This is a genomic window from Pseudomonas sp. Pseusp18 (assembly GCF_059506005.1).
On record NZ_CP169240.1, the window covers coordinates 457,818 to 483,005 of the forward strand.

At 60.3% G+C, this 25,188-nt stretch carries 23 protein-coding genes; 16 read left to right on the forward strand and 7 right to left on the reverse strand.

Translation table 11 applies throughout. The features are described 5' to 3' along the window. Positions 1 to 419: 419 nt before the first annotated feature. Both ACEN9A_RS01930 and ACEN9A_RS01935 read left to right on the forward strand, forming a co-directional pair. Positions 420 to 920, forward strand: a complete 501-nt coding sequence (locus ACEN9A_RS01930) for a type VI secretion system amidase effector protein Tae4 (protein ID WP_258672181.1) — start codon at positions 420 to 422, stop codon at positions 918 to 920. After that, the gene (locus tag ACEN9A_RS01935; RefSeq protein WP_258672182.1) at positions 920 to 1,375 is read left to right on the forward strand and encodes a type VI secretion system amidase immunity protein Tai4; all 456 of its coding nucleotides are present in this window, start codon (positions 920 to 922) and stop codon (positions 1,373 to 1,375) included. Before ACEN9A_RS01930 ends, ACEN9A_RS01935 begins: the two co-directional genes overlap by 1 nt. Before the next feature lie 48 nt (positions 1,376 to 1,423). Here the strand turns inward: ACEN9A_RS01935 and ACEN9A_RS01940 are convergent, their stop codons facing one another. The 4 genes from ACEN9A_RS01940 to rsgA all read right to left on the reverse strand — a co-directional run bounded on the left by ACEN9A_RS01940 (position 1,424) and on the right by rsgA (position 4,535). Then, positions 1,424 to 1,909, reverse strand: a complete 486-nt coding sequence (locus tag ACEN9A_RS01940) for a toll/interleukin-1 receptor domain-containing protein (protein WP_258672184.1) — start codon at positions 1,907 to 1,909, stop codon at positions 1,424 to 1,426. Further along, positions 1,909 to 2,868, reverse strand: coding sequence for a caspase family protein (locus tag ACEN9A_RS01945; RefSeq protein WP_258672187.1), 960 nt, complete (start codon positions 2,866 to 2,868; stop codon positions 1,909 to 1,911). The genes ACEN9A_RS01940 and ACEN9A_RS01945 overlap by 1 nt, the downstream gene beginning before the upstream one ends. A gap of 2 nt (positions 2,869 to 2,870) precedes the next feature. Then, a complete protein-coding gene (locus ACEN9A_RS01950; RefSeq protein WP_258672190.1) occupies positions 2,871 to 3,278 on the reverse strand; it encodes a TIR domain-containing protein in 408 nt (135 codons plus the stop codon). Between the two features lie 225 nt (positions 3,279 to 3,503). Further along, positions 3,504 to 4,535 (reverse strand): small ribosomal subunit biogenesis GTPase RsgA, encoded by a 1,032-nt coding sequence (gene rsgA, locus ACEN9A_RS01955; protein WP_018928510.1) that lies wholly within the window; start codon positions 4,533 to 4,535, stop codon positions 3,504 to 3,506. 108 nt (positions 4,536 to 4,643) lie between these two features. Between rsgA and orn the strand changes: the two genes are divergently transcribed. Together orn and ACEN9A_RS01965 are read left to right on the forward strand one after the other, a co-directional pair. Continuing rightward, complete coding sequence (orn, locus tag ACEN9A_RS01960) at positions 4,644 to 5,186, forward strand: oligoribonuclease (RefSeq protein ID WP_019582197.1); 543 nt, start codon at positions 4,644 to 4,646, stop codon at positions 5,184 to 5,186. A gap of 182 nt (positions 5,187 to 5,368) precedes the next feature. Continuing rightward, the gene (locus ACEN9A_RS01965; RefSeq protein ID WP_019650696.1) at positions 5,369 to 5,980 is read left to right on the forward strand and encodes a trimeric intracellular cation channel family protein; all 612 of its coding nucleotides are present in this window, start codon (positions 5,369 to 5,371) and stop codon (positions 5,978 to 5,980) included. Positions 5,981 to 6,069: 89 nt separating this feature from the next. Here ACEN9A_RS01965 and queG read toward each other — a convergent pair whose 3' ends face one another. After that, positions 6,070 to 7,134, reverse strand: a complete 1,065-nt coding sequence (queG, locus tag ACEN9A_RS01970; RefSeq protein WP_258672191.1) for a tRNA epoxyqueuosine(34) reductase QueG — start codon at positions 7,132 to 7,134, stop codon at positions 6,070 to 6,072. Positions 7,135 to 7,197: 63 nt separating this feature from the next. On the opposite strand from queG, the gene ACEN9A_RS01975 reads away from it, so the two are divergent. The 12 genes from ACEN9A_RS01975 (at position 7,198) to ACEN9A_RS02030 (ending at position 22,196) form a co-directional block, all read left to right on the forward strand. Next, entirely contained in the window at positions 7,198 to 8,697 is a 1,500-nt protein-coding gene (locus ACEN9A_RS01975) for an NAD(P)H-hydrate dehydratase (protein WP_258672192.1), read from the forward strand. Further along, positions 8,685 to 9,155 carry a tRNA (adenosine(37)-N6)-threonylcarbamoyltransferase complex ATPase subunit type 1 TsaE gene (tsaE, locus tag ACEN9A_RS01980; protein ID WP_258672193.1) on the forward strand — a complete coding sequence of 157 codons (471 nt, stop codon included), beginning with the start codon at positions 8,685 to 8,687 and terminating at the stop codon, positions 9,153 to 9,155. Before ACEN9A_RS01975 ends, tsaE begins: the two co-directional genes overlap by 13 nt. Beyond that, a complete protein-coding gene (locus tag ACEN9A_RS01985; RefSeq protein WP_019582199.1) occupies positions 9,156 to 10,586 on the forward strand; it encodes an N-acetylmuramoyl-L-alanine amidase in 1,431 nt (476 codons plus the stop codon). Continuing rightward, the gene (mutL, locus tag ACEN9A_RS01990) at positions 10,583 to 12,493 is read left to right on the forward strand and encodes a DNA mismatch repair endonuclease MutL (protein ID WP_408981102.1); all 1,911 of its coding nucleotides are present in this window, start codon (positions 10,583 to 10,585) and stop codon (positions 12,491 to 12,493) included. Before ACEN9A_RS01985 ends, mutL begins: the two co-directional genes overlap by 4 nt. Then, positions 12,493 to 13,464 carry a tRNA (adenosine(37)-N6)-dimethylallyltransferase MiaA gene (gene miaA / locus ACEN9A_RS01995; protein ID WP_019582201.1) on the forward strand — a complete coding sequence of 324 codons (972 nt, stop codon included), beginning with the start codon at positions 12,493 to 12,495 and terminating at the stop codon, positions 13,462 to 13,464. Before mutL ends, miaA begins: the two co-directional genes overlap by 1 nt. 94 nt (positions 13,465 to 13,558) lie before the next feature. Further along, positions 13,559 to 13,819: an RNA chaperone Hfq gene (gene hfq / locus ACEN9A_RS02000; protein WP_007902656.1), complete on the forward strand. Its 261-nt coding sequence runs from the start codon at positions 13,559 to 13,561 to the stop codon at positions 13,817 to 13,819. Between the two features lie 12 nt (positions 13,820 to 13,831). Beyond that, a complete protein-coding gene (gene hflX, locus ACEN9A_RS02005; RefSeq protein ID WP_253417031.1) occupies positions 13,832 to 15,133 on the forward strand; it encodes a ribosome rescue GTPase HflX in 1,302 nt (433 codons plus the stop codon). 96 nt (positions 15,134 to 15,229) lie between these two features. Next, positions 15,230 to 16,402, forward strand: a complete 1,173-nt coding sequence (gene hflK, locus ACEN9A_RS02010) for an FtsH protease activity modulator HflK (protein ID WP_019582202.1) — start codon at positions 15,230 to 15,232, stop codon at positions 16,400 to 16,402. Beyond that, a complete protein-coding gene (gene hflC, locus ACEN9A_RS02015; protein ID WP_007939589.1) occupies positions 16,402 to 17,271 on the forward strand; it encodes a protease modulator HflC in 870 nt (289 codons plus the stop codon). Before hflK ends, hflC begins: the two co-directional genes overlap by 1 nt. Positions 17,272 to 17,588: 317 nt before the next feature. Beyond that, positions 17,589 to 18,776, forward strand: coding sequence for an ATP phosphoribosyltransferase regulatory subunit (locus ACEN9A_RS02020; protein ID WP_007939588.1), 1,188 nt, complete (start codon positions 17,589 to 17,591; stop codon positions 18,774 to 18,776). A gap of 54 nt (positions 18,777 to 18,830) precedes the next feature. Continuing rightward, positions 18,831 to 20,123 carry an adenylosuccinate synthase gene (locus ACEN9A_RS02025; protein WP_018928499.1) on the forward strand — a complete coding sequence of 431 codons (1,293 nt, stop codon included), beginning with the start codon at positions 18,831 to 18,833 and terminating at the stop codon, positions 20,121 to 20,123. Positions 20,124 to 20,261: 138 nt separating this feature from the next. Continuing rightward, on the forward strand, positions 20,262 to 22,196 hold the full coding sequence (locus ACEN9A_RS02030; RefSeq protein ID WP_258672194.1) for a methyl-accepting chemotaxis protein: 1,935 nt from the start codon (positions 20,262 to 20,264) through the stop codon (positions 22,194 to 22,196). A gap of 100 nt (positions 22,197 to 22,296) precedes the next feature. Here ACEN9A_RS02030 and ACEN9A_RS02035 read toward each other — a convergent pair whose 3' ends face one another. Beyond that, a complete protein-coding gene (locus ACEN9A_RS02035) occupies positions 22,297 to 23,862 on the reverse strand; it encodes an ABC transporter permease (RefSeq protein ID WP_258672198.1) in 1,566 nt (521 codons plus the stop codon). Beyond that, positions 23,862 to 24,872, reverse strand: a complete 1,011-nt coding sequence (locus ACEN9A_RS02040; protein WP_258672199.1) for an extracellular solute-binding protein — start codon at positions 24,870 to 24,872, stop codon at positions 23,862 to 23,864. The genes ACEN9A_RS02035 and ACEN9A_RS02040 overlap by 1 nt, the downstream gene beginning before the upstream one ends. Between the last annotated feature and the right edge of the window lie 316 nt (positions 24,873 to 25,188).

A 25,188-nucleotide genomic window follows, 5' to 3' on the forward strand; every position in this document is an offset into this window, starting at 1 on the left:
TCGTTATGGATAATCAATCCTTGCCACAGCTGCAACAGCGAAACCGCTGGAGTGGATGCCGCTAATCATTTTCGTGACGTCACGAAAATGATCGAGATCGGCAAAGGCGGGCAGCGTTTTTCGCACGGTATCACTAGCGCTGATAGCGTGCGTAGATCCTGTTATTTGGCCGTTAATAGGGGCACCGCATCATCTGCCTGTGCGTCGTAACTTCAGGGCAACACACCTTCATGACACCGTCGTTCAGGGCTATGGCAGCCGTCTGCTCAGATGTACACCGTTCGGTCCCAGCACGCTGGTCGTAACGCCAAGGGCCGGAAGCATGAGGTGCTGTTGAGCGGCGCGTGTCACCATCGTCACCTCAAGTATGAAGGATTAAACTGCTGCGATTTTCTGCTTCCCAACATCAAGGATGAAACATGATTCGACCCTCATTTTCTAGCGCGTGGGCGGCTTCTCAACGGATTTACGACACCCTCAATCCATCTGAAAAAGTTGCGACAGTCATCGGCGGCAATGTTGCAATGAACATCAAAAGCCGTGATCCGGCCCTAAGGTGGGTCAACACGTGCGCAGTACGCATGAGTTATATCCTCAATTACTCCGGCTCACTCATACCACGAATAGTTGGCGAAACCGTGTCTGGCGCTGACAAGCGCTGGTACTTTTATCGCGTCAAAAGCCTGATTGCCTATCTGGAACAGCAATGGGGAAGTGCCGAGACGGTCAGATACCCGGCCGCAAACGGCGGCACCCTGGCGGGCCGGAAGGGACTTATTTTGTTTGAAGTTTCTGGCTGGTCGGATGCTCAAGGGCATGCCACATTGTTTGACGGCAGAATGTGTTACGACCACTGCTATTTCAATGAGCCGGGTGTGAATTATCAAACCGACCGCGCGAACTTCTGGAGTTTGTCGTGATGAAATATTTGACTGCGGTTTTGGCACTGGCTTGGGCGGCCGCACCTTCCAACAGTTGGGCCAAGGATGATCCGACCAACTCCCCACAGGCAGGCGGGCGCACCTACGCGCAAAATTACAAGGATATGGTGCTGGCGGACTGCATCGCTACAGCCTACAAGAGCGAACCTGAAGCCGCCCAGGATGCCGGAAGCAGTGCCAGTGCGCTTATGGATTGGACCTATTTCGATCTGGAGCAAGCACCTCAAGCTGGTAGATCTCTGGTTGACCAGTTTCTGGCTCGTGATTATCACAATCCACTGGTCGAATCAGAGCGAAAAGGTGTTCGTTTTGAGCTGCTCAAATGCCTGGACCTGTATCACAGCAAAGAGTTGGACAGCCAGGTCAGGCAACTGGTCATCAATCCCCAGCACACCTATCGTCAGGACAACCCGCCACGGCCCAAAAAGGATTGAACTGCGAAATACAAGAAAGCCGCGATCATCGCGGCTTTTTCACACCTGTCAGTAACCCCGTCGGATGCGGTTTTTGAGCTGGTCGTGGAACACCTCGGCATTGCGTCTGTAGGTGCCGTAAAGGGATTCGCTGATCGAATCCAGCGTCATGGAGCGCTTGGTCGCCACTTCTTCACGGTAGGCATCAATGAAAAAATCCAGATCCTTGTCAGTGCTGAGCTTTGGCCATTTATCGAGGTACAGCGGCAGTTCCGCCGGTTCGGTCTTGAATGAGCAAATCCGTCGGTTGCTGATGGTCGCTTCGCCGATTTCGAACGGTACCCACCACGAGAGCGCAGTCTTGTCAGAGACCACCGCCATCAGATGCGTGCATGCGGTTATGTTGCGGGTGATGACCCCGGTGATGTCGTCGGTGGTCTGTGATTCCGGATCCAGCACGTCGAAGTAGGTCTTGATGTTGGCCTGTATCAGACGGCTGTTGATGGCGATCGCGTGGGGGCGATCCACGTGACGGTAGCTGATGAATACGGGCATCAGAAATGTCCTTTGAGGGCGAGTTCGCGGTAATAGGCGCCGAGTGCCGTGAGGCAGCAACCGGTGGAGTTGATGGCCGCGTAGTACATGTGTTCGGCGTCCACCGGTTCGATCAGGCTGTGGCGGTTGCACTTTTGCAGTTGCTTGAAGACGTCGCCGTGCTCCGGATCGAACGTCGTTTCCGTGGGCTCGTAGCTGGGATCGAGGGGGAACACGGACTCTGCTTCGGCGAACCAGTCGGGCAGTTTGCGCAGGATCTCCTTGGGGATCAGTGGCGACACTTCGCGCAGGGAAATGAACTGCGACACGTTGGTCTTGAACACCGGACGCTGCTCCCAGGCGTCGAGGGCGTTGTCGACAAACGAATAGAGGCTGCCGGGGGTGATCTTGCCGAGGATGTTCGCCGCGCCGCCGTGCAGGGCCTGGAGCAATAACCCGGTGAACACGCCGTGTTGCGCACCCTCCATGGCCGGCTCTTCCTTTTTGCAGGCGGTAAGAATCGTCATGCCTTCGCCGACCATGCTGCTTTCGCTGCGCAACGCGCGCACCTGGCCAGCCGAGCCGCTCTGGCAACAGTCGAGAATGATCACTTTGTTTTTGATCTTGGTGGCTTTGGTCGCCCAGTTGAGGATGTCGCTGATGCGAATTCCGTCCTTGGCGTTTTTGTAGTCCTGCGGGATCAGCATGCCTTCGTCGGTATCGGCGTCAAAGCCGCCATGCCCGGCGAAGTACAACAGCGCGACATTGCAGTCACCGGAAAACAGCTCGCGGATCTGGTCTTCGAGTTTTTCCCGGCTCAGGTAATCCTCGGCGGAGGTCAGCACGATGTTCTTGAAGTTCGGATCGCCGTTGGCGTCGGTTTTAAGCACGGAAGCCATGGCGATGGCGTCATTGCTGCAGCCGCTCAAGCGCGAAACATGGGTGTAGTCGTTGATACCGATAAACAGTCCCTTGCGCATGATCACACCGCCGTATGCAGGCGAATCGCATTGACGATGCTCTTGGTGTTCCACGCGCATTCGGCGTGTGCGGCCTCGCGCACTACGTTGGAAATCCGCTCGGCTCCGAACGGTTTGATCGCGATGATCACTTTGCCCATGCGTTTGGCGATCTCGATTTCCTTGTTGATCCACTTGCTGTAGGTCGAATACATCCCGGCCATGATCAGCACTGCCGAGCAGGGACGAATCTTGTTTTCGATGGCTTCTTCGAGCTGCTTGTCGGTGCGGGCGCCCATGATCGGGTTGTGCGGTGGTACTGAGAAGTTCTTGAAACTGAAGTCCGGCTGTGCGCCCAGCAGGCGGACCAGATTGTCGTGGGCGTCTGAATAGTTCCACGAGTGGCTGATGAACAAATGATAGGTTTGCATGGCTGTCCCTCGGTATCGCTAATGTGCGAAGAGGGCTTGAATGTATGCAGTTGAATGGCTGGAACAAGGCCTTCACGGTTAAAGAGAAGTGCCCTTCAAACAGGCGTGCGGACGCCCTACAGAAATATCTGATGTTTAAGTCGACGGGGTGTTTTGTAGGTTGTTTTGTAGGTAGTTACGAGCGGCCAGCCGTCCGATTAATGTCGGGGCGGCCGGCGCGTCGGTTTAATAGCTGTTTTCAGGCAAGCTGGCGATGATCGACCGGTAGCTGTTCATTCGCTGCTGCTGCACGCGGCCGTCTTCCAGGGCCTTGAGCAAGGCGCAGCCCGGCTCGCGGTCGTGTTTGCAGTCGCGGAAGCGGCAGGTGCCGAGCAGGTCGTTGAACTCGATGAAGCCGGCTTCGACGTCGGCACGGCTGACGTGACCCAGGCCGAACTCGCGGATACCCGGGGAGTCAATCAACTCACCGCCACCGGGGAAGTGGAACAACCGCGCGGTGGTGGTGGTGTGGGTGCCCTGGCCCGACAGCTCGGACAGCGGGCCGACGCGGGTTTCGACTTCTGGCAGCAAGCTGTTGACCAGCGACGACTTGCCGACGCCGGACTGGCCGACGAACACACTGATGTGCCCATCCAACAGTTTTTGAAGTTGCTCCATGCCGTTGCCGTGGTGCGCCGACACTTCCAGCACCGGGTAACCCAGCGTGCGGTAAACCGCCAGCAAGGCATTCAGCGCCGGAGCGTTCTGCTCGTCGATCAGGTCGAATTTGTTCAGCAGCAGCAACGGCCGGATACCGGCGTGTTCGGCGGCGACCAGATAGCGGTCGATCAGGTTGGCGTGAGGCTCGGGCAGCGGGGCGAAGACGATGACGATCATATCGACGTTGGCCGCCACCGGCTTGAGCTGGCCACGGCTGTCCGGACGGCAGAGTTCGGTTTTGCGCGGCAGTTGCGCCACGATCACACCGATGCCCTGGTTGCCGGCACGCCATACGACCTGATCGCCGGTCACCAGCGCCGGCAGGTTGGCGCGCAAGTGGCAGCGGAATACCTGGCCGGCCAATTCGCCATCGAGGGCCTCGACTTCGACCTGTACACCGAAGTGCGCGATCACCAGGCCCGTCTGTTCCGGACCCAGGTCGCCACCTTCGAGTGCCTCGACAGCCGAGGACTCGCGTTTGGCGGCGCGGGCAGCGCGCTCGCCCTGAATCTTTTCGATGCGCCAGTTTTGACGACGATTGAGTTGGCGTTTGGCCATGGGTGTTCCGTATCGAGAATGCAGCGATTAGGTAAAACGGCCGCGAGTTTAGCACGCCCGGCCACCGGCCTAGGCTAAACTGCGCACCATTGCCTAGGAGCCGACACAATGCAAAACCCGCAGAACCTGATCTGGATCGACCTGGAAATGACCGGGCTGAACCCTGATACCGACGTCATCATCGAGATGGCCACCATCGTCACCGACAGTAATTTGAACACCTTGGCTGAAGGTCCGGTGATCGCCATCCATCACAGCGACGAGATCCTCGCCGGCATGGACGAGTGGAATACCCGTCAACACGGCGGCTCCGGACTGACCCAACGGGTTCGCGACAGCCGCATCAGCATGGCCGAAGCGGAAGCCGAGACCATCGCCTTCCTGGAGAAATGGGTGCCGAAGGGCAAGTCGCCGATCTGTGGCAACAGCATCTGCCAGGACCGTCGCTTCCTTTATACCCACATGAAGTCGCTGGAAAGCTATTTCCACTACCGCAACCTCGACGTGTCGACCCTCAAGGAGTTGGCCGCGCGTTGGGCACCGGATGTGCGCGACAGCTTCAAAAAAGGCAGCACTCACCTGGCCCTGGACGACATCCGCGAATCGATCGCCGAGCTGCAGCACTACCGCAAGAATTTCATCAAGTTCTGATTGCGCACCACAGTCCGCCCCTGTAGGAGCTGCCGAAGGCTGCGATCTTTTGATCTTGAAAAACAGAATCAAAAGATCGCAGCCTTCGGCAGCTCCTACGGGGGGCGTTGTGTTGTTGCTGCCCTCTTTTGGTGCCGTCCCTAAATGGCTAGACTGCGCGCCTTCTTGTAAGGACCGCCACCATGTTGCTGATGCTCTACCTGATCGCCATTACTGCCGAAGCCATGACTGGCGCCCTGTCTGCGGGCCGTCGCGGCATGGACTGGTTTGGCGTGGTGCTGATTGCGTGTGTCACGGCGCTGGGTGGCGGTTCGGTGCGCGACGTGCTGCTTGGCCATTACCCGCTGACCTGGGTCAAACACCCGGAATACCTGGTGCTGACGTCGATCGCAGCGATGTTCACGGTCTTCGCGGCGCGCTGGATGCGTCATCTGCGCTCGCTGTTTCTGGTGCTCGACGCCGTGGGCCTGGTGGCGTTCACCCTGATCGGCTGCATGACCGCCCTGGAAATGGGCCACGGCATGCTGGTGGCCTCGGTCAGCGGCGTGATCACCGGGGTATTCGGTGGCATTCTGCGGGACATCTTCTGCAACGACATCCCGCTGATTTTCCGCCGCGAACTCTACGCCAGCGTCTCGTTTGCCGCGGCATGGTGCTATTTATTCTGTATCTATCTGCAATTGCCGGGTGAACAGGCGATCCTGATCACGCTATTCGGCGGCTTCCTGCTGCGCTTGCTGGCGATCCGTTTCCATTGGGAAATGCCCAAGTTCGTTTATAACGATGAAGCCTGACCCCGCGATCCCTGTGTAGGAGCTGCCGCAGGCTGCGATCTTTTGACTTTGATTTTTTAAGATCAAAAGATCGCAGCCTGCGGCAGCTCCTACGCGAGCCCGTGTTGTTTCAGCGCCCATTCGACGTGTTCACGCACCAGTTCCGACGGATAGTCCCGCCGGGCCTTCAGCGCTTCCAGCACCGGAATGCTCGACGGCGCATTGCCCAGGCCGACCGCCAGATTGCGCAACCAACGCTCGTAACCGGCCCGGCGCAGCGGTGAACCTTCGGTGCTGCTGAGGAATTTTTCTTCGTCCCACATGAACAGTTCGGCCAGTTCGGCGTTGTCCAGGTTGTGCCGGGGTTTGAAGTCGCTTTCCCCGGAGGGCCGGGCGAAGCGGTTCCACGGGCAGACAATCTGGCAGTCATCGCAACCGAACACCCGATTGCCGATCAGCGGTCGTAAATCTTCAGGAATCGCGCTTTTCAGTTCGATGGTCAGGTACGAAATGCAGCGACGGGCGTCCAGCACATAGGGGCCGACGAAGGCATTGGTCGGGCAAATGTCCAGGCAGGCCGTGCAGCGACCGCAGTGCTCGGTGGCGTGGGGCGGGTCCACCGGCAGCGGCAGGTCGACGAACAGTTCGCTGAGGAAGAAGTAACTGCCGGCCTTGCGATTCAAGACCAGCGTGTTTTTGCCGATCCAGCCCAGGCCAGCCTGTTCGGCGATGGCCTTTTCCAGCACCGGGGCGCTGTCGACGAAGGCGCGGTAGCCGAACGGGCCGATCACTGCCTGGATTTTTTCCGCCAGTTGTTGCACGCGTTTACGAATTAATTTGTGGTAATCACGGCCCAAGGCATAGCGCGAGACGTAGGCTTTTTCTGGTTGGGCCAGCCGTTGCGCCATGTGCGTGTCGCCCGGCAGGTAGTCCATGCGCAGGGAAACCACGCGCAGGGTGCCCGGCACCAGTTCTTCCGGGTGCGAGCGTTTGCTGCCATGGGCGCCCATGTAATCCATTTCGCCGTGATAGCCAGCGGCGAGCCAGCGCTCCAGGTGCTGCTCATGCTCGGCCAGGTCGAGGCCGCTGATGCCGACTTGCTGAAAGCCCAGCTCGCGGCCCCAGTCCTTGATGGATTGGGCGAGGGCGGGCAGGTCTGTGGTAATAGCGGGCATGAGGCGAGAGAAACCGGAGCTGAGATGCGTATAATTCTGCCAGACATCGGAGCCTGAAGACGCATGCCGCACACTAAAGATGAATTACCCGACGCGCTGTATAGCGCCGCGCAAGTCCGAGGGCTCGATGCGAGCGTGATCGCGGCCGGTACACCGGGCTTCGAATTGATGCAGCGTGCGGCGCGGGCGACCTGGCGTGCGCTGGTCCGCCATTGGCCGACCGGGCACGAACTGAGTGTGGTGGCCGGCCACGGCAATAACGCGGGCGACGGTTATCTGGTGGCCGTGCTGGCCCGACGTGCCGGCTGGCATGTGCGGGTGCTGGCCGCCGGCGACCCCGGGCGTTTGCAGGGCGATGCCGCGTCGGCCCATGCCGAGGCGGTGGCCGAAGGCGTGGCCATTCAAGGCTGGACCCCGCACTCCGAGTTGCGCGGCATTGTGCTGGATGCCTTGCTCGGCACCGGCCTGACCGGTGAAGTACGCGAGCCGTTCGCCAGCGTCATCGCCGCGATCAATGCCAGTGGGCTCCCGGTTGCGGCGGTGGATATCCCCTCGGGGCTGTGCGCCGATACGGGGCGCCAGCTCGGCATTGCGGTTCGAGCAGACCTGACGGTGACGTTCATCGGTTTGAAGGTGGGGCTGTTTACCGGTGACGCGGCGGATGTGGTGGGCGATTTGGTATTCAACGATCTGCACGTCGCCCCCGAGACATTTATTGGGGCCGAGATCAGTGCGCGTCGCCTGACGGCCGGTAATGTGCCGCGTCTGACCGGCCGCGCTCCAACTGCCCACAAAGGCAAATTTGGTCACGTATTGCTCGTTGGTGGTGATCGCGGTTTTGGCGGCGCCATCCTGCTTAGCGCACAAAGTGCCCTGCGCAGCGGTGCCGGCATGGTGTCCGTGGCCACGCGCAGTGAGCACGTTCCGGCCGCCCTGGCGCGTTTGCCGGAAGCCATGGTGCTCGGCACGTCGTCGGCCAATCAATTGATGGGCCTGCTGGAGAAGGCCACGGTGCTGGTGGTCGGCCCGGGTCTGGGGCAGGCCGCCTGGGGGCGCAGTCTGTTGTCGGCCGCGGCCAACGCGTCGCAGCCACAAGTCTGGGATGCCGATGCATTGAACCTGTTGGCCGAAGGTGGCGTGAGCTTGCCCGCAGGTAGTGTCATCACGCCGCATCCGGGCGAAGCGGCACGATTGCTGGGGATATCGACAGCCGCCGTGCAGGCTGACCGCCCGGCCGCGGCCCATGCGTTGAGCAAAAAATATACAGCGGTGGTAGTGCTCAAGGGCGCTGGCAGTCTGATTGCCAGCCCCGATGGGCGTCTGGCGCTGTGTCATCAGGGCCATCCGGCCATGGCGTCGGCCGGGTTGGGTGATGTGCTGGCCGGTCTGGTGGGCGCCTTACTCGCTCAGGGCCTGGACGCGTATGACGCGGCCTGCCTGGCGGTCTGGCTGCACGCCAATGCCGGCGAGCAACAAGGTAAATTCGGCCGCGGGCTGGCGGCCAGTGATCTGATTCCAGCCATTCGTCAGTTGTTGGAGGAGCAAGCACCGTGTCTGAAGTAACCCTGTACCTGGCCGATGAACAGGCCATGAGCGATTTTGGCGCACGTATCGCCAAAACCACCGAAGGGCACGGTCTGATCTTTCTTGAAGGGGATCTGGGCGCGGGGAAAACCACGCTGTCCCGGGGCATCATCCGTGGCCTGGGGCATACCGGCGCGGTAAAAAGTCCAACCTTTACCCTGGTCGAGCCTTACGAGATCGGCGCCGTCCGCGCCTTCCATTTCGACTTATATCGATTGGTCGACCCCGAGGAGCTGGAGTACCTCGGCATCCGCGACTATTTCGATGACGACGCATTGTGTCTTATTGAATGGCCCCAGAAGGGTGCAGGCTTTTTGCCAAAGCCCGACCTGACCATTACCATTAGCCCGCAAGACAGCGGGCGTTCGCTGAGAATTTTGCCCCAAGGCTCGCGTGGCGAGTCGTGGTGTGCCGTTTTGGCATTGGAATCCAAATAAATGATGGGGTTAGGTATGCGCTTTCGCGCGTTGGTTGCTGCCGTAGGGGTGTTGTTTTTGGCGGTGACCGTCGACGCTGTGGCCGAGACGAAGGTCAACAGTGTTCGCCTTTGGCGGGCGCCGGATAACACTCGACTGGTGTTCGACCTGACGGGGCCTGTCCAGCACAGCGTCTTTACCCTGACCGCACCGGATCGGCTGGTAATCGACATCAATGGCGCGACGCTCGGCTCGCCGCTGAACGTCTCCACGGCCAATACGCCGATCACGGCAATGCGTTCGGCTCAGCGTACGCCGACCGATTTGCGGGTGGTCATCGACCTGAAAAAAGCCGTCACGCCGAAAAGCTTCACCTTGGCGCCGAACGCCCAGTACGGCAATCGCCTGGTAGTCGACCTGTTCGACAACGCGGCCGACGCCGCGCCACCGCCTGCGCCAACACCGTCTGTGGCCACGGTACCCGCCGTACCCGTCACGCCGTCCGAGCCTTCGATCAAGCTGCCACCCGCACCGGCTGGCAAGCGCGACATTATCGTGGTGATCGATGCCGGTCACGGCGGCGAAGACCCGGGCGCCTCGGGCTCTCGCGGTCAGCGTGAAAAAGACGTGGTGCTGGCCATCGCCCGTGAGTTGCAGCGTCAGGTCAATGGCATGAAAGGTTTCCGCGCCGAACTGACCCGTACCGGCGACTACTTCATTCCGTTGCGCGGCCGTACCGAAATCGCCCGCAAGAAGGGCGCCGACCTGTTCGTTTCGATCCACGCCGACGCCGCGCCTTCAGCCGCTGCGTTCGGTGCGTCGGTGTTTGCCCTGTCTGACCGCGGCGCTACGTCGGAGACCGCCCGTTGGCTGGCCGACAGCGAAAACCGTTCCGACTTGATCGGCGGTGCCGGCAACGTCAGCCTCGACGACAAGGACCGGATGCTTGCCGGCGTGCTGCTCGACCTGTCGATGACCGCTTCGCTGACTTCCAGCCTGAACGTTGGCCAGAAAGTCTTGAGCAACATCGGTCGCGTCACGCCGCTGCACAAACAGCGCGTGGAGCAAGCCGGGTTCATGGTGTTGAAGTCGCCGGACATCCCGTCGATCCTGGTGGAAACCGGGTTCATCTCCAACGCCAACGAAGCCTCGAAACTCGCGGCATCGAGCCACCAGCAGGCGCTGGCGCGCTCCATCAGCAGCGGCGTGCGGCAATTCTTCCAGCAAAACCCGCCGCCGGGCACCTACATTGCCTGGCTGCGCGATTCCGGCAAGATCGCCCAAGGCCCGCGTGACCATCGCGTCAGCCCCGGTGAAACCCTGGCGATGATCGCCGTGCGTTATCAGGTGTCTGCGGCCACCTTGCGCAGTGCCAACAACTTGCAAAGTGACGAGCTGAAGATTGGTCAGACGTTGACCATTCCAGGCACTGAACTGGCGGCCAAAGAATGAACCAGGTGCTGACCAACACGGCGCGTATCGAGCTACTCAGCCCACGGCTGGCGAACCAGATTGCCGCCGGTGAAGTGGTTGAGCGCCCGGCCTCGGTGATCAAGGAGTTGCTGGAAAACAGCCTCGACTCCGGCGCCAAACGCATCGATGTCGATGTGGAGCAGGGCGGTGTCAAGCTGCTGCGGGTGCGCGACGATGGCAGCGGCATTTCCGCCGATGACCTGCCTTTGGCCCTGGCCCGTCACGCCACCAGCAAGATTCGCAACCTGGAAGACCTCGAACAGGTTATGAGCCTGGGGTTTCGTGGTGAGGCGCTGGCATCTATCAGTTCCGTGGCGCGCCTGACCCTGACCTCCCGCACTCGCGATGCCGATCAGGCCTGGCAGGTGGAAACCGAAGGCCGGGACATGGCTCCTCGCGTGCAACCAGCGGCTCATCCGGTGGGCACTTCGGTGGAAGTGCGCGATTTGTTCTTCAATACCCCGGCGCGCCGCAAGTTTCTGAAGACCGAAAAAACCGAATTCGATCACCTGCAAGAAGTGATCAAGCGTCTGGCGCTGGCGCGGTTCGATGTGGCGTTCCATCTGCGTCACAACGGCAAAACCATCCTCAGCCTGCACGAAGCCCATGATGACGCGGCCCGCGCCCGGCGTGTGGCGGCGATCTGTGGGGCGGGCTTTCTGGAGCAGGCGCTGCCGATCGAAATCGAACGCAATGGCCTGCATTTGTGGGGTTGGGTCGGGTTGCCGACCTTCAACCGCAGCCAGGCGGATCTGCAGTATTTCTTTGTGAATGGCCGTGCCGTGCGCGACAAACTGGTAGCCCACGCAGTGCGCCAGGCGTATCGCGACGTGCTGTTCAACGGTCGGCACCCGACATTCGTGCTGTTTTTCGAAGTCGATCCGGCGGGCGTCGACGTCAACGTGCACCCTACCAAACACGAAGTGCGTTTCCGTGACGGGCGCATGGTTCACGACTTCCTTTACGGCACTTTGCACCGCGCCTTGGGCGATGTGCGGCCGGAAGACCAGTTGGCCGCGCCTGTCGCGACGGCCATGGTCCGGCCGACCGGTATCGAAGCTGGCGAGTTTGGCCCTCAAGGCGAGATGCGTTTGGCGGCCAATGCGCTGCTGGAGCAGCCTCAGGCCCAGCCGTCCTTCAATACCTCGGCGGGTACTGGCGCCGGTGCCGGTTATCAGTATCAATACACGCCGCGGCCTCAGTCCGGCGTGCCCGTCGCTGAAGCCCAGGCGGCCTATCGCGAGTTCTTCGCGCCGTTGCCCGAGGCCAACGCAGTCGCGCTGCCGGCCGGGCAGGACGACATCCCGCCGCTGGGCTACGCACTGGCGCAGCTCAAGGGCATCTACATTCTTTCGGAAAACGCCCAAGGCCTGGTGCTGGTAGACATGCATGCCGCCCATGAGCGGATCATGTACGAACGCCTGAAAGTCGCCATGGCCAGTGAGGGGTTGAGCGGTCAGCCGTTGCTGGTGCCGGAATCCCTGGCGGTCAGCCAGCGCGAAGCCGACTGCGCCGAAGAAAACGTCGCCTGGTTCCAGCGTCTGGGTTTTGAATTGCAGCGTCTTGGCCCGGAAACCCTGGCCATCCGGCAAATCCCCGCCTTGCTGAAACAGGCCGAGGCTAACCGACTGGTCAGCGACGTTCTGGCGGATTTGATGGAATACGGCACCAGCGACCGGATTCAGGCGCACCTGAACGAACTGCTCGGCACCATGGCCTGCCACGGCGCGATTCGCGCGAATCGGCGCCTGGCCTTGCCGGAAATGAACGGCCTGCTGCGGGACATGGAAAACACCGAGCGCAGCGGTCAATGCAACCATGGCCGACCGACCTGGACCCAACTGGGCCTGGACGATCTGGACAAACTGTTCTTGCGCGGTCGTTGATGAGCCAGTTCCCTCCCGCGATTTTCCTGATGGGGCCGACGGCCGCCGGCAAGACCGACCTGGCCATCGAACTCACCAAGGTCCTGCCCTGCGAGCTGATCAGTGTCGATTCGGCGCTGGTTTATCGCGGCATGGACATCGGCACCGCCAAACCCTCCAAAGAGATTCTGGCCGAATTCCCGCACCGCCTGATCGATATTCTCGATCCGGCCGAGAGTTATTCCGCCGCGGATTTCCGTCGCGATGCGTTGCAAGCCATGAGCGAGATCACCGCGCGGGGCAATATTCCGCTGCTGGTGGGCGGCACAATGCTCTATTACAAGGCTTTGCTCGAAGGTCTGGCTGACATGCCGGCGGCCGATGCGGACGTTCGTGCGCAAATCGAAGAAGAGGCTGCACGCCTTGGCTGGCAAGCCCTGCACGATCAATTGGCGGTGATTGATCCGCAATCCGCGGCGCGAATTCACCCGAACGATCCGCAGCGCCTTAGTCGTGCACTGGAAGTTTATCGCGTCAGCGGTCAGAGCATGACTGAGCTACGCTTGCGACAATCTGCGCAAAGTACTGAAGCAGCCGCTTCGGGACTGCAACAATTGCCCTATACTGTCGCGAACTTGGCCATCGCTCCGGCAAATCGCCAGGTACTGCACGAGCGCATTAAACAAAGATTCACAAATATGTTGGAACAGGGATTCGTCGACGAGGTCGTAGCCCTGCGAGATAGAGGTGACTTGCATTCCGGGTTGCCGTCTATACGTGCTGTAGGTTATCGACAAGTCTGGGATTACCTGGATGGCAAGCTGACGCAAGCCGAGATGCAGGAGCGTGGAATCATTGCCACGCGCCAATTGGCGAAGCGCCAGTTCACCTGGCTGCGTAGTTGGGCTGATTTACACTGGTTGGACAGCCTCGATTGCGACAATCTGCCGCGCGCCTTGAAATACCTCGGGACCATCTCCATATTGAGCTGAGTCCTTGCAATTGCCGTCTATCCTTGGGGGTGTGACGGCCCCAAGCCATCTGTTTACCTATTTTTTATATTGAATCCTTAAAGGAGTGCGGCACATGTCAAAAGGGCATTCGCTACAAGACCCTTACTTGAATACTTTACGTAAAGAGAAAGTGGGGGTTTCCATCTACCTGGTCAACGGGATCAAACTGCAAGGCACGATCGAGTCTTTCGACCAGTTCGTTATCCTGCTGAAAAACACCGTCAGCCAGATGGTTTACAAACACGCTATCTCTACAGTGGTGCCGGTTCGTCCAATTCGTCTGCCTAGCGCAACCGAATCCGAAGCAGGCGACGCTGAGCCAGGTAACGCCTGATAGGAGTCTCCTTTGTTCTTTGAGCGCCACGGTGGTGGTGAGCGGGCAATTCTCGTTCACTTGGATGGTCAGGACCCTGAGGCGCGCGAAGATCCGCAGGAGTTTCAGGAGTTGGCAATTTCGGCAGGTGCCGAGACCGTCGCGTTTTTTAACGTGCCGCGTCATCGGCCAACCGCCAAAACCCTGATCAGCAGCGGCAAGGTCGAAGAGTTACGCGACCTGGTCAAAGCCGAGCAGGTCGATCTGGTGATTTTCAATCACATCCTCACGCCCAGTCAGGAACGTAACCTCGAACGTATTTTCGAGTGTCGCGTGATCGATCGCACGGGTCTGATTCTCGATATCTTCGCTCAACGCGCCCGCACCCATGAAGGCAAGCTCCAGGTCGAACTGGCCCAGCTTGAGTACATGAGTACGCGACTGGTTCGCGGCTGGACTCACCTTGAGCGGCAGAAGGGCGGTATCGGTCTGCGCGGCCCGGGTGAAACCCAGCTGGAAACCGACCGGCGCCTGTTGCGGATTCGTCTGCGGCAGATCAAGGGGCGCCTGGAAAAGGTCCGCAGCCAGCGCGAGCAGTCTCGTCGCGGGCGCAAACGTGCTGACATTCCGACGGTTTCACTGGTGGGTTATACCAACGCCGGCAAATCGACGCTGTTCAACTCGGTCACCGATTCCGACGTCTTCGCCGCCAACCAGCTATTCGCGACCCTCGACCCGACCTTGCGCCGACTCGAGCTCGATGACCTCGGGCCGATCGTGCTGGCCGACACCGTGGGCTTCATTCGTCACCTGCCGCACAAACTGGTCGAGGCATTTCGAGCTACGCTCGAAGAGTCGAGCAACTCCGACCTGCTGCTGCACGTGATCGATGCGCACGAGCCTGATCGTATGGCCCAGATCGAACAGGTCATGGTGGTGCTCGGGGAGATCGGGGCACAAGACTTGCCGATCCTTGAGGTATACAACAAACTCGATTTGCTCGAGGGGGTTGAGCCGCAGATCCAGCGCGATGCCGATGGCAAGCCGCAGCGGGTCTGGTTGTCGGCCAAGGACGGTACCGGCCTGGATTTGCTCAAGCAGGCAGTGGCGGAACTGTTGGGCAGCGATTTGTTTGTTGGCACCTTGCGCTTGCCGCAACGTTTTGCTCGACTGCGTGCGCAGTTTTTCGAACTCGGTGCGGTGCAAAAAGAAGAACACGACGAAGAAGGCATCAGCCTGCTGGCCGTTCGCTTGCCACGGATCGAATTGAATCGACTCGTGAGCCGCGAAGGTCTGCAACCGATGGAATTCATCGAGCAACACACTTTGCAATAAAAGCCTGAGAAAGCGGTTGTGCCGCGGTGACAGGCATTCTGTAGCATTGGTCGGCGCGCCGTGGGTGCGTCTTTGCTTTATCAGATGGAGAGCGCTATGGCTTGGAATGAGCCGGGTGGCAACTCGAATAATCAGGATCCTTGGGGTGGCAAGCGCCGCAATAACGGCGACCGCAAGGGACCACCGGATCTCGACGAGGCCTTCCGAAAGCTGCAGGAAAGCCTGAACGGGTTGTTCGGTGGTGGCAAGAAACGCGGTGACGAGGGCGGTGGTCCGGGCAAGAGTGGCGGCTTTGGTGGCCTGCTCGGCATCGGTCTGACCGTGCTCGCGGCCGTGTGGCTGTACAGCGCTGTCTACGTGGTCGACGAGCAGGAGCAGGCCGTGGTGCTGCGCTTCGGCAAATACTATGAAACCGTCGGCCCGGGCCTGAACATCTATTTCCCGCCGATCGATCGCAAGTACCTGGAAAACGTCACGCGTGAGCGTGCCTATACCAAGCAGGGTCAAATGCTGACTGAAGACGAAAACATCGTCGAAGTGCCGCTGACCGTGCAGTACAAGATCAGCAACCTGCAGGACTTCGTGCTGAACGTCGATCAGCCGGAAATCAGCCTGCAGCACGCGACCGACAGTGCCTTGCGCCACGTGGTGGGTTCTACCGCCATGGACCAGGTGCTGACCGAAGGTCGTGAATTGATGGCCAGCGAAATCAAGGAACGTCTGCAACGTTTCCTCGATACCTATCGCACCGGTATCACCGTCACTCAGGTCAACGTACAGAGCGCTGCTGCACCGCGTGAAGTCCAGGAAGCCTTCGATGACGTGATCCGCGCCCGTGAAGACGAGCAGCGTTCGCGTAACCAGGCTGAAACCTACGCCAACGGCGTCGTGCCGGAAGCCCGTGGTCAGGCCCAGCGCATCCTCGAGGATGCCAACGGTTACCGCGACGAGACCGTTTCCCGCGCCAAGGGTGAGGCCGACCGCTTCACCAAGCTGGTGGCCGAGTACCGCAAGGCGCCTGAAGTTACCCGTCAGCGTCTGTACCTGGACACCATGCAGGAAATCTTCAGCAACACCAGCAAGGTTCTCGTGACCGGCAACAAGAATGGCCAGAGCAATCTGCTGTATCTGCCGCTGGACAAGATGGTCGAGGATGGTCGCCGCACCAGCACTCCGGTGACCGGCGCAGCAGCCAGCAGCAATGAAGTGAATGTGCGTGCGGCAGCTGATCTGCAGCAACAGCAGGCACGTACCAGGGAGAGTCGCTGATGAGCAATAAATCGCTGATCGCCCTTATTGTCGGCGTCGTCGTGGCGATCGTTGCCTGGAACTGCTTCTACATCGTGGCTCAGACCGAGCGTGCGGTGTTGCTGCAGTTCGGTCGCGTGGTCCAGGCCGATGTTCAGCCAGGCCTGCATGTGAAAGTGCCTTACGTTAACAAGGTGCGCATATTCGACGCGCGCCTGATGACGCTGGATGCACCGACACAGCGTTTCCTGACGCTGGAAAAGAAAGCCGTGATGGTCGATGCCTACGCCAAGTGGCGCGTGAAAGATGCCGAGCGCTTCTACACCGCGACTTCCGGCCTCAAGCAGATTGCCGACGAGCGTCTTTCCCGTCGTCTGGAATCGGGCCTGCGTGACCAGTTCGGTAAACGCACCCTGCACGAAGTGGTGTCCGGTGAGCGTGATGCGCTGATGGCGGACATCACCGCTTCGCTGAACAAGATGGCGGAAAAAGAGCTGGGCATTGAAGTTGTCGATGTCCGGGTCAAAGCCATCGACCTGCCGAAGGAAGTGAACCGCAGCGTGTTCGAGCGTATGAGCACCGAGCGTGAGCGTGAAGCTCGCGAGCACCGCGCCAAGGGTAACGAGCTGGCCGAAGGCATCCGTGCCGACGCCGACCGTCAACGCCGCGTGCTGCTGGCTGAAGCCTATCGTGAATCCGAAGAGGTTCGCGGTGACGGTGATGCCCAGGCTGCTGCGATCTACTCCAAGGCATACGGCCAGGATCAGGAGTTCTACGCGTTCTACCGTAGCCTGCGTGCCTACCGTGAAAGCTTCGCGAACAAATCCGACGTCATGGTCCTGGACCCGAGCAGTGACTTCTTCCGTTACCTGGAAAAAGCCAAGCCTTGATACGACGTTGACCTGAATCATCCCCCGCCTGGCGGCTAAAGCCTCGGGCGGGGTGATCCTTTGGGAAAACGTGTGTATGATGCGGCAGCCGGGAAATTCCCGGCTTTTTTGCGTCTGCACGTTTGATTGCTGTTTTGATGCAGGCGCCCGAGTTGAATGACTCGACAGGTTTTTCGAGGAAAGTGGTTGGCGAAGCCGGTTCCAGGCTTTTCGCCACGTTGTTCATGCGCGGGGTTTATGCACATGAGCCGATCATTTTCTGCTTCACTCAAGGCTCGCCCAAAGGCTTGCTGCCCGGATCATAGGGGAATGGCGTAATGGCAACGGTAGACCGCTGGCTGCTGCCAGATGGCATCGAAGAAGTACTGCCACCGGAGGCTGCGCGCATTGAAGTTGCGCGTCGCCAGGTGTTGGATCTGTTCCAGAGCTGGGGTTACGAGTTTGTCGTGACTCCCCATATCGAGTACCTGGAATCCCTGCTGACCGGCGCAGGCCAGGACCTCGATCTGCGCACCTTCAAGGTCATCGACCCGCAGTCGGGCCGGCAGATGGGTTTCCGTGCCGACATCACGCCGCAAGTGGCGCGCATCGATGCGCACACCCTGCGTCGCGAAGGCCCGAGCCGTCTGTGCTATGCCGGTAGCGTGCTGCATGCTCAGCCACGTGCGTTGTCGTCCTCGCGCAGCCCGATTCAACTGGGCGCCGAGTTGTACGGCGATGCCAGCCCGAGCAGCGACGTGGAAGTCATCAGCCTGATGCTGGCCATGCTGCAACTGGCCGATGTGCCGGATGTGCACATGGACCTCGGGCATGTCGGCATCTACCGCGGCCTGGCCCGCGCCGCCGGTTTGTCCGGCGAAGTCGAGCAACAGTTGTTCGATGCATTGCAACGTAAAGCCATCGACGAGGTCATTACCTTGACCGAAGGCCTGCCTGCCGATCTGTCGGGCATGCTGCGAGCGCTGGTCGACCTGTGTGGCGGTCGTGAAGTGTTGAGCGCTGCCCGCGAGCGTCTGGCCAATGCGCCGGCGCCTGTTCTGGCGGCCCTGGACGATTTGCTGGCGATTGCCGAGCGTCTGTCCACGCGTTTCCCGGAGTTACCGCTGTACTTCGACCTGGGCGAATTGCGCGGCTACCACTACCACACCGGTGTGGTGTTCGCCGTGTTCGTGCCAGGTGTTGGCCAGTCCATCGCTCAGGGCGGTCGTTACGACGATATCGGTGCCGACTTCGGTCGCGCCCGTCCGGCGACAGGCTTCTCCACCGATTTGAAAACCCTGGTGACCCTGGGGCGTGCTGAGATCGAGCTACCGTCTGGCGGTATCTGGATGCCTGACAGTACGGATGCAGCACTCTGGCAGCAGGTTTGCCAGTTGCGCAGTGAGGGTCAGCGTGTCGTTCAGGCATTGCCTGGGCAACCTTTGGCCGCCGCCCGTGAAGCGGACTGCGACCGGCAATTGATTCAGCAGAACGGGCTTTGGCAAGTATCGCCACTGGCTTCTTGAGTTTTCCTGCCGGCCGCCGCCGGCACCAAGTTTGCGCGAATGAGGACAAGTGTTATGGGTAAGAATGTCGTAGTCCTGGGCACCCAATGGGGTGATGAGGGCAAAGGCAAGATCGTTGATCTGCTGACCGAACATGCTGCCGCCGTAGTGCGCTACCAAGGTGGCCACAACGCTGGTCACACTCTGGTGATCGACGGCGAAAAAACCGTCTTGCACCTGATCCCGTCTGGCGTGCTGCGCGAAGGCGTGCAGTGCCTGATCGGTAACGGCGTGGTGGTTGCACCCGACGCCCTGCTGCGGGAAATCAACAAGCTGGAAGAGAAAGGCGTACCGGTGCGCGAGCGCCTGCGTATCAGCCCGTCCTGCCCGCTGATCCTGTCCTACCACGTAGCGCTGGACCAGGCCCGTGAAAAGGCCCGTGGCGAGCTGAAGATCGGCACCACCGGTCGCGGCATCGGCCCGGCTTACGAAGACAAGGTTGCCCGTCGCGGTCTGCGCATCGGTGATCTGTTCCATCGTGAGCGTTTCGCCGCCAAGCTGGGCGAGTTGCTGGATTACCACAACTTCGTACTGGTCAATTACTACAAAGAGCCAGCGATCGACTTCCAGAAGACACTCGACGAGTGCATGGAATACGCCGAGCTGCTCAAGCCGATGATGCTCGACGTCACCGCAGAGCTGCACAACCTGCGTCGTGCCGGCAAGGACATCATGTTCGAAGGCGCCCAGGGCTCCCTGCTGGACATCGACCACGGCACCTACCCGTACGTCACCAGCTCCAACACCACCGCTGGCGGCATCGCCACCGGTTCGGGTGTTGGTCCGATGTTCCTGGACTACATCCTCGGCATCACCAAGGCTTACACCACGCGCGTCGGCTCCGGTCCGTTCCCGACTGAGCTGTTCGACGACGTTGGTGCGTTCCTGGCCAAGCGTGGCCACGAGTTCGGCGCCACCACTGGCCGTGCCCGTCGTTGCGGCTGGTTCGATGCCGTGATCCTGCGTCGCGCTATCGATGTGAACAGCATCTCGGGCCTGTGCCTGACCAAGCTGGACGTGCTGGACGGCCTGGAAACCATCAACATCTGCGTAGGCTACAAGAACGAAGATGGTGCAGTGATCGACGCACCGACCGACGCCGACAGCTACATCGGCCTGGAGCCGGTGTACGAGCAGATGCCGGGCTGGAGCGAATCGACTCTGGGTGCCAAGACCCTGGAAGAGCTGCCTCAGGCTGCGCGCAACTACATCAAGCGCATCGAAGAGTTGGTCGGCGCGCCGATCGACATTATTTCGACGGGCCCGGACCGCAACGAAACTATCGTTCTGCGTCACCCGTTCGCTTAATAAGTCGTTGATGTAAAACACAAAGGCCCCTTAATCGGGGCCTTTGTCGTTTATGCCTGTTGGACGGCATGACCTTTGCTGTGAATATCGCCTTCAGAATGCCATCAATTTAATGGCGTTAGAGTAGAGGGATTTCCTGTGTCGGCCGTTCTCTCACTGTTACAAAGCCGTTTGTTGCGGCCCGTGTTCGTTACCCTTGGTATCGCCCTTTTGGTGCAGGTGCTGGTGGCTGTCGCTCTGACCCGGAGCACGGTGACTGCGCTGGAAACCGATCTGGGCGTGCGCCTGGGCGCCGATAGCCAAAAGCTCTCCAGTGAGCTGGAGCAGGCGGGGCGTGAAGTCACGTCGAGCCTGGATAACCTGTCCAGCAGTACCCGTCAGCGCCTGACCGCTGGGCTGTCTTCACGTTTGAAAGACGAGCAGGCTCAACTGCGTACGACGCTGGAGAAGGACCTGAAGGAATCGGCCAATGACATGGCGCAACTTCTGGCCTCGGTCGCACCCCGCGCCATGTGGGACAGCGACATTCCTACCCTGTCCGAATTCGCTCGCCGCGCCCAGCGCAATCCCAACGTGCTGTTCGTGGTCTATGACGACGCCACGGGCCAGCACCTGACGCGCTACCTCAACCGAGAGAACCCGATCAACAAGGGGCTGCTGGAGAAAGGCCAGGGTGAGCGGGCGCTGGATAAGGTGCTGGATGCAGCGAAGAGCGATCCTTCGGTCTACTACCTTGAGGCTTCGATCAGTCCCAATGGGGTGGAAATCGGCAAGGTCTTGATGGGGGTCTCAACTGCCTCCGTGGAAACCGATCTGGCGGCGCTGGACAAGCGCTTCTCGGCGCTGATCGCCAGCAGCGATCAATTGGTGGGTGACAGCCTCAAAGGTGCGGCGGCCGACAGCGCAACGGCGATGCGCGGGCGTCTACAGTCGGCGCAGTCCACCGCTTCTGAAATGAAAGCCAACACCACGGGCGCTGTGCAGGAAGCCGCGGGGGCTTTGCGCTGGCGCATCGGCATGGGCCTGGCGGTGGTGGGTTTCGGTGTGCTGCTGTTACTGGCGGTGGTGCTGGGGCGTCGAGTGGTCAATCGCCTGAAAATGCTCATTGTCGCGATGGATGACCTGGCGGCGGGTGAGGGCGACCTGACCAAGCGCGTGCAGATCAACAGCCAGGACGAGATCGGCGACATGGCCTCGGCGGTCAATCGCTTTGTGGATAAATTGCAGCCGATCGTGCGTGAGGCGGGCGATGTGGCTCAGCGTACCGGCGTGGAAATCGGCGCCATGACCCTGCGCAATGCCGGTGCCGATGCGGCGGCTGGCATGCAGCGCGATGAAGTGGCCGAAAGCCTGCGCGCGTTGTCGCAAATGGCTGATGAGGCTCAATCTGAAAGCCACGCCATGCAGGCCGCTTTGCAGCAGGTGGTGGGCATTCGTCAGGCCACGGATGAGAACACCCGGACTTCGGCGAAAGTCGGCAGTCTCATCGAGGCATTGGCCGGACAAGTCGACACCGGTGCGAAAGTCATCGAGCGTCTGGCGCAGCAGAGTGAGCAGATTGAAGTGGTGCTGACGGTGATTCACGGGATCGCCGAACAAACCAACTTGCTGGCGCTGAACGCGGCCATTGAAGCTGCGCGTGCCGGCGAGACCGGTCGTGGGTTTGCCGTGGTGGCGGACGAGGTGCGGGCGCTGGCGAGCAAGACGCAGAGCTCCACCGGTGACATTCAGGCGCACATTGTTGCGCTGCAGCAGGGCGCGCGTGAGGCTGTTGCGGCAATCGGGCAGGCTGGGCGTCAGGCCAGTGAAGGTTTGCTGGTGTTGCGCGACAGTGCGCGGTTGCAGCAGTCGGTGCAGGCGTCGGTCGAGCAGGTGCATGCGGCGATCGGCCTGGCGACCCAGGCCGCGGCGCATCAGGCGCAAGGTGCGCAGGCCGTGCGTGGGCGGGTTGAGACCATTCATGCTCAAGCTGAGAAAGCAGCTCAGGCGGTCGTGGAGACCACGGCCAGCGGCAAGGTGCTGGATGGGTTGGCGGCGCAGTTGAAGGCGAGCCTGGGGCAGTTCAGGGCGTAATAAACCCCGCAGATCAAAAGATCGCAGTCTTCGGCAGCTCCTACAGTGGAAACGCATATCCCTGTGTAGGAGCTGCCGAAGGCTGCGATCTTTTGCTTTATCAGCGGCTCAAATACATCCGCGTCGTCAGCAGGTACACCGGTAATCCCGACACTAATATCAACAACGCCGCATAAGGCGCCGCCGCCGCGAACTCCACATTCGCGGTATGCGCCCAGACTTCCGTCGCCAGAGTATTGAGCCCGGTCGGGCTCAGCAGCAGCGTCGCCGTCAGTTCCTTCATTGCATCCAGAAACACCAGCGCAAACGCAGCGCCCAGGGCGGGGAAGATGATGGGCAGGGTCACCCGACAAAACGCGCTGAAAGACGACGCCCCCAGCGTGCGTGCGGCTTCTTCCAATTGCGGCGCGGCCTTGTTCAGTGCAGTGCGAATCGGTGCCTGCGCCAGTGGCAGAAACAACAGCGCATAGGCAATCAGCAGCAACGCCGAGGTCTGGTACAGCACTGGCACATAATGCAGGGCGAAATACACCAGGGTCAGCGCAATCACCAATCCCGGCAGTGCATGCAGCAGATACGGCAAGCGCTCGGCCCAGATTGCCAGTCGGCCTTTATGGCGCACCACCAGCAACCCCACCGGCACCGCCAGCACCAGGCACAGCGCAGCGCCACCGAGCGACAGCGCCAGCGACGAGAGCAATGCCTCGCTGATCGCGGCCACCGGGAACGCTGCCGAGGAACCCACCATCAGCCAGTACGCCAGCATTCCCAGTGGAATGCCGCTGCCGATGATCGCCAGCAGCAAGCAGTAAAGTTGTCCCACAGCCGTCCACGGCCCGAGGCGAACCTGCTCCGCATGTCGCGCAGCGCCCTGACCGGTGCGTACGTGACGGCCTTTGCCGCGCACGCGTAACTCAAGCCATAGCAGCACCAGGCACAGCGCCAGCAACACCGCAGAAAGCATCGCTGCATTGGCGTTGCTGAATTCCAGTTCGAACTGCTGATAGATCGCCGTGGTAAAGGTTTGCAGGCCGATGATCGACAGCGCGCCGAACTCCACCAGCATGTGCAGCGCAATCAACAGTGAACCGGCCAGCAGTGACGGCCAGAGCAGGGGCAGGGTGATTTTGAAGAATACACCCCAACGATTCTGCCCCAGGGTGCGGGCAGACTCTTCAAGAGAGGGGTCGAGATTGCGCAGCGTTGCCGCGACCGGCAGAAAGATCAGCGGGTACTTGGACAGCGTCATCACCAGAATCGCCCCACCCAGCCCTTCGAAGTGAGCGCTCAGGGACACCCAGGTGAAGCTGCTGACAAATGCCGGCACCGCGAACGGCAGGCACAGAATCACGCCCCATAACCGCCGTCCCGGCAGATTGCTGCGCTCCAGCAGCCAGGCGAGTGACAAGCCAATCACACCGCAGGCCAGTGTCACGCCCAGCATCAGCGCCAGGGTATTGCGCAGCAGGCCAAACACGTAGGGCCGCCACAGCAGATGCAGTGCCTCGACCCAGCCGGCTTGCCAGGTTTTGAGACCGACATAGGCCAGTGGCAACAGGCTGAGTACCACCAGCAGCAGAACCGGTAGCAGCAGCCAGATCGATGGCCGCTTGCGCCGTGGCATGTAGCCCCCACGCGAGGCGGGGGCGGATAACGAGGTGCTCATCAGTTCAAGCCAACGTCACGTTCCAGGTCCAGGGCTTCTTCGGCGTTGCCGAGGTCGGCTGGCGTGACGTTCGGCGCTTGCAGTTCGCTGAATGGCTTGAGCCCGCGATCCGATGCCATACCCTTGTGCAGTGGGTATTCGGCGGTGGTCTGGGTGATCACGCGCTGACCTTCTTCGCTGGCCATATAGGCGAGCAATTGTTGGGCTTCTTTTGGATGTTTGCTGGATTTCAGTACGCCAGCGCTGGAAACGGTGATCAGTCCGCCGACGTCGCCACCGGTGAAGTAATGCAGTTTCGAGTCGAGTTGGCCTTTTTCACGCTGCAAGGCGAACCAGTAATAGTTGTTCACCAGCACGGTGGCGACTTCGCCATTTTCCACGGCTTTCAGTGCAACCATGTTGTTGCTGTAGGTCTTGCCGAACGCGCGCAGGCCGGTCAGCCACTCTTCGGCGGCGTCCATCCCGTGGACCTTGATAATCGCCACGGCCTGTTCCTGGAAGGCACCGCTGGAAGGCACGAAGCCGACCTTGCCTTGCCATTTTGGATTGGAGAACTCCATCACTGACTTGGGCAGGTCTTTCTCGTCGATCAGTTTAGGGTTGAAAGCGACGACCCGGACCCGTGCCGTGATGCCAATCCAGGTGCCATTACCGGCAACGTAATCCTTGGGCAGGACTTCAAGCGTGGCGGCATCGGCTTTTGCCAGCAGGCCTTGTTCGCCGAGCTTGTTCAGCGGTGGCGATTCTTCGGTGTAGATCACGTCGGCGGGGGAGCGATCGCCTTCTTCGACGATCTGGCTGGCGAGCTGGTTGCTGCTGCCCTTGCGCACATTGACGTGAATCCCTGTCTTGGCTTCGAAGGCTTTGGCGACCGCGTCGCCGACTTCCTTGTGTTGACCGTTATAGAGTGTCAGGGAAACCGGATCGGCGGCTTGGGTGAGGGGCGTGGCGAGTGTCAGGCCGAGGAGGGTGATGGTCAGGCCGCGGCGCAGGGTATTTCGAAACATCATTCGCAGGGTTCCTCACTGTCGCATTGCAAAAACTTGAAACAATGATAAACGATATTGTTTCTCAAGTGCGCCTTGCGGGGCGGGTGAGGGTTTGCTAGAGGGCCTGGTGCAGACTTCTGTGGCGAGGGAGCTTGCTCCCGCTCGGCTGCGGAGCAGTCGCAAAACCGGGCAATAAGGTTTGACTGAAAGAATGAGGGGGCCGCTTCGCAGCCCAGCGGGAGCAAGCTCCCTCGCCACAAAGGGCGGCGATGGCTTCAAAGGCCAGAAACGCAAAAACCCGCTTTCGCGGGTTTTTGTGAAATTCAAGATCGTGACC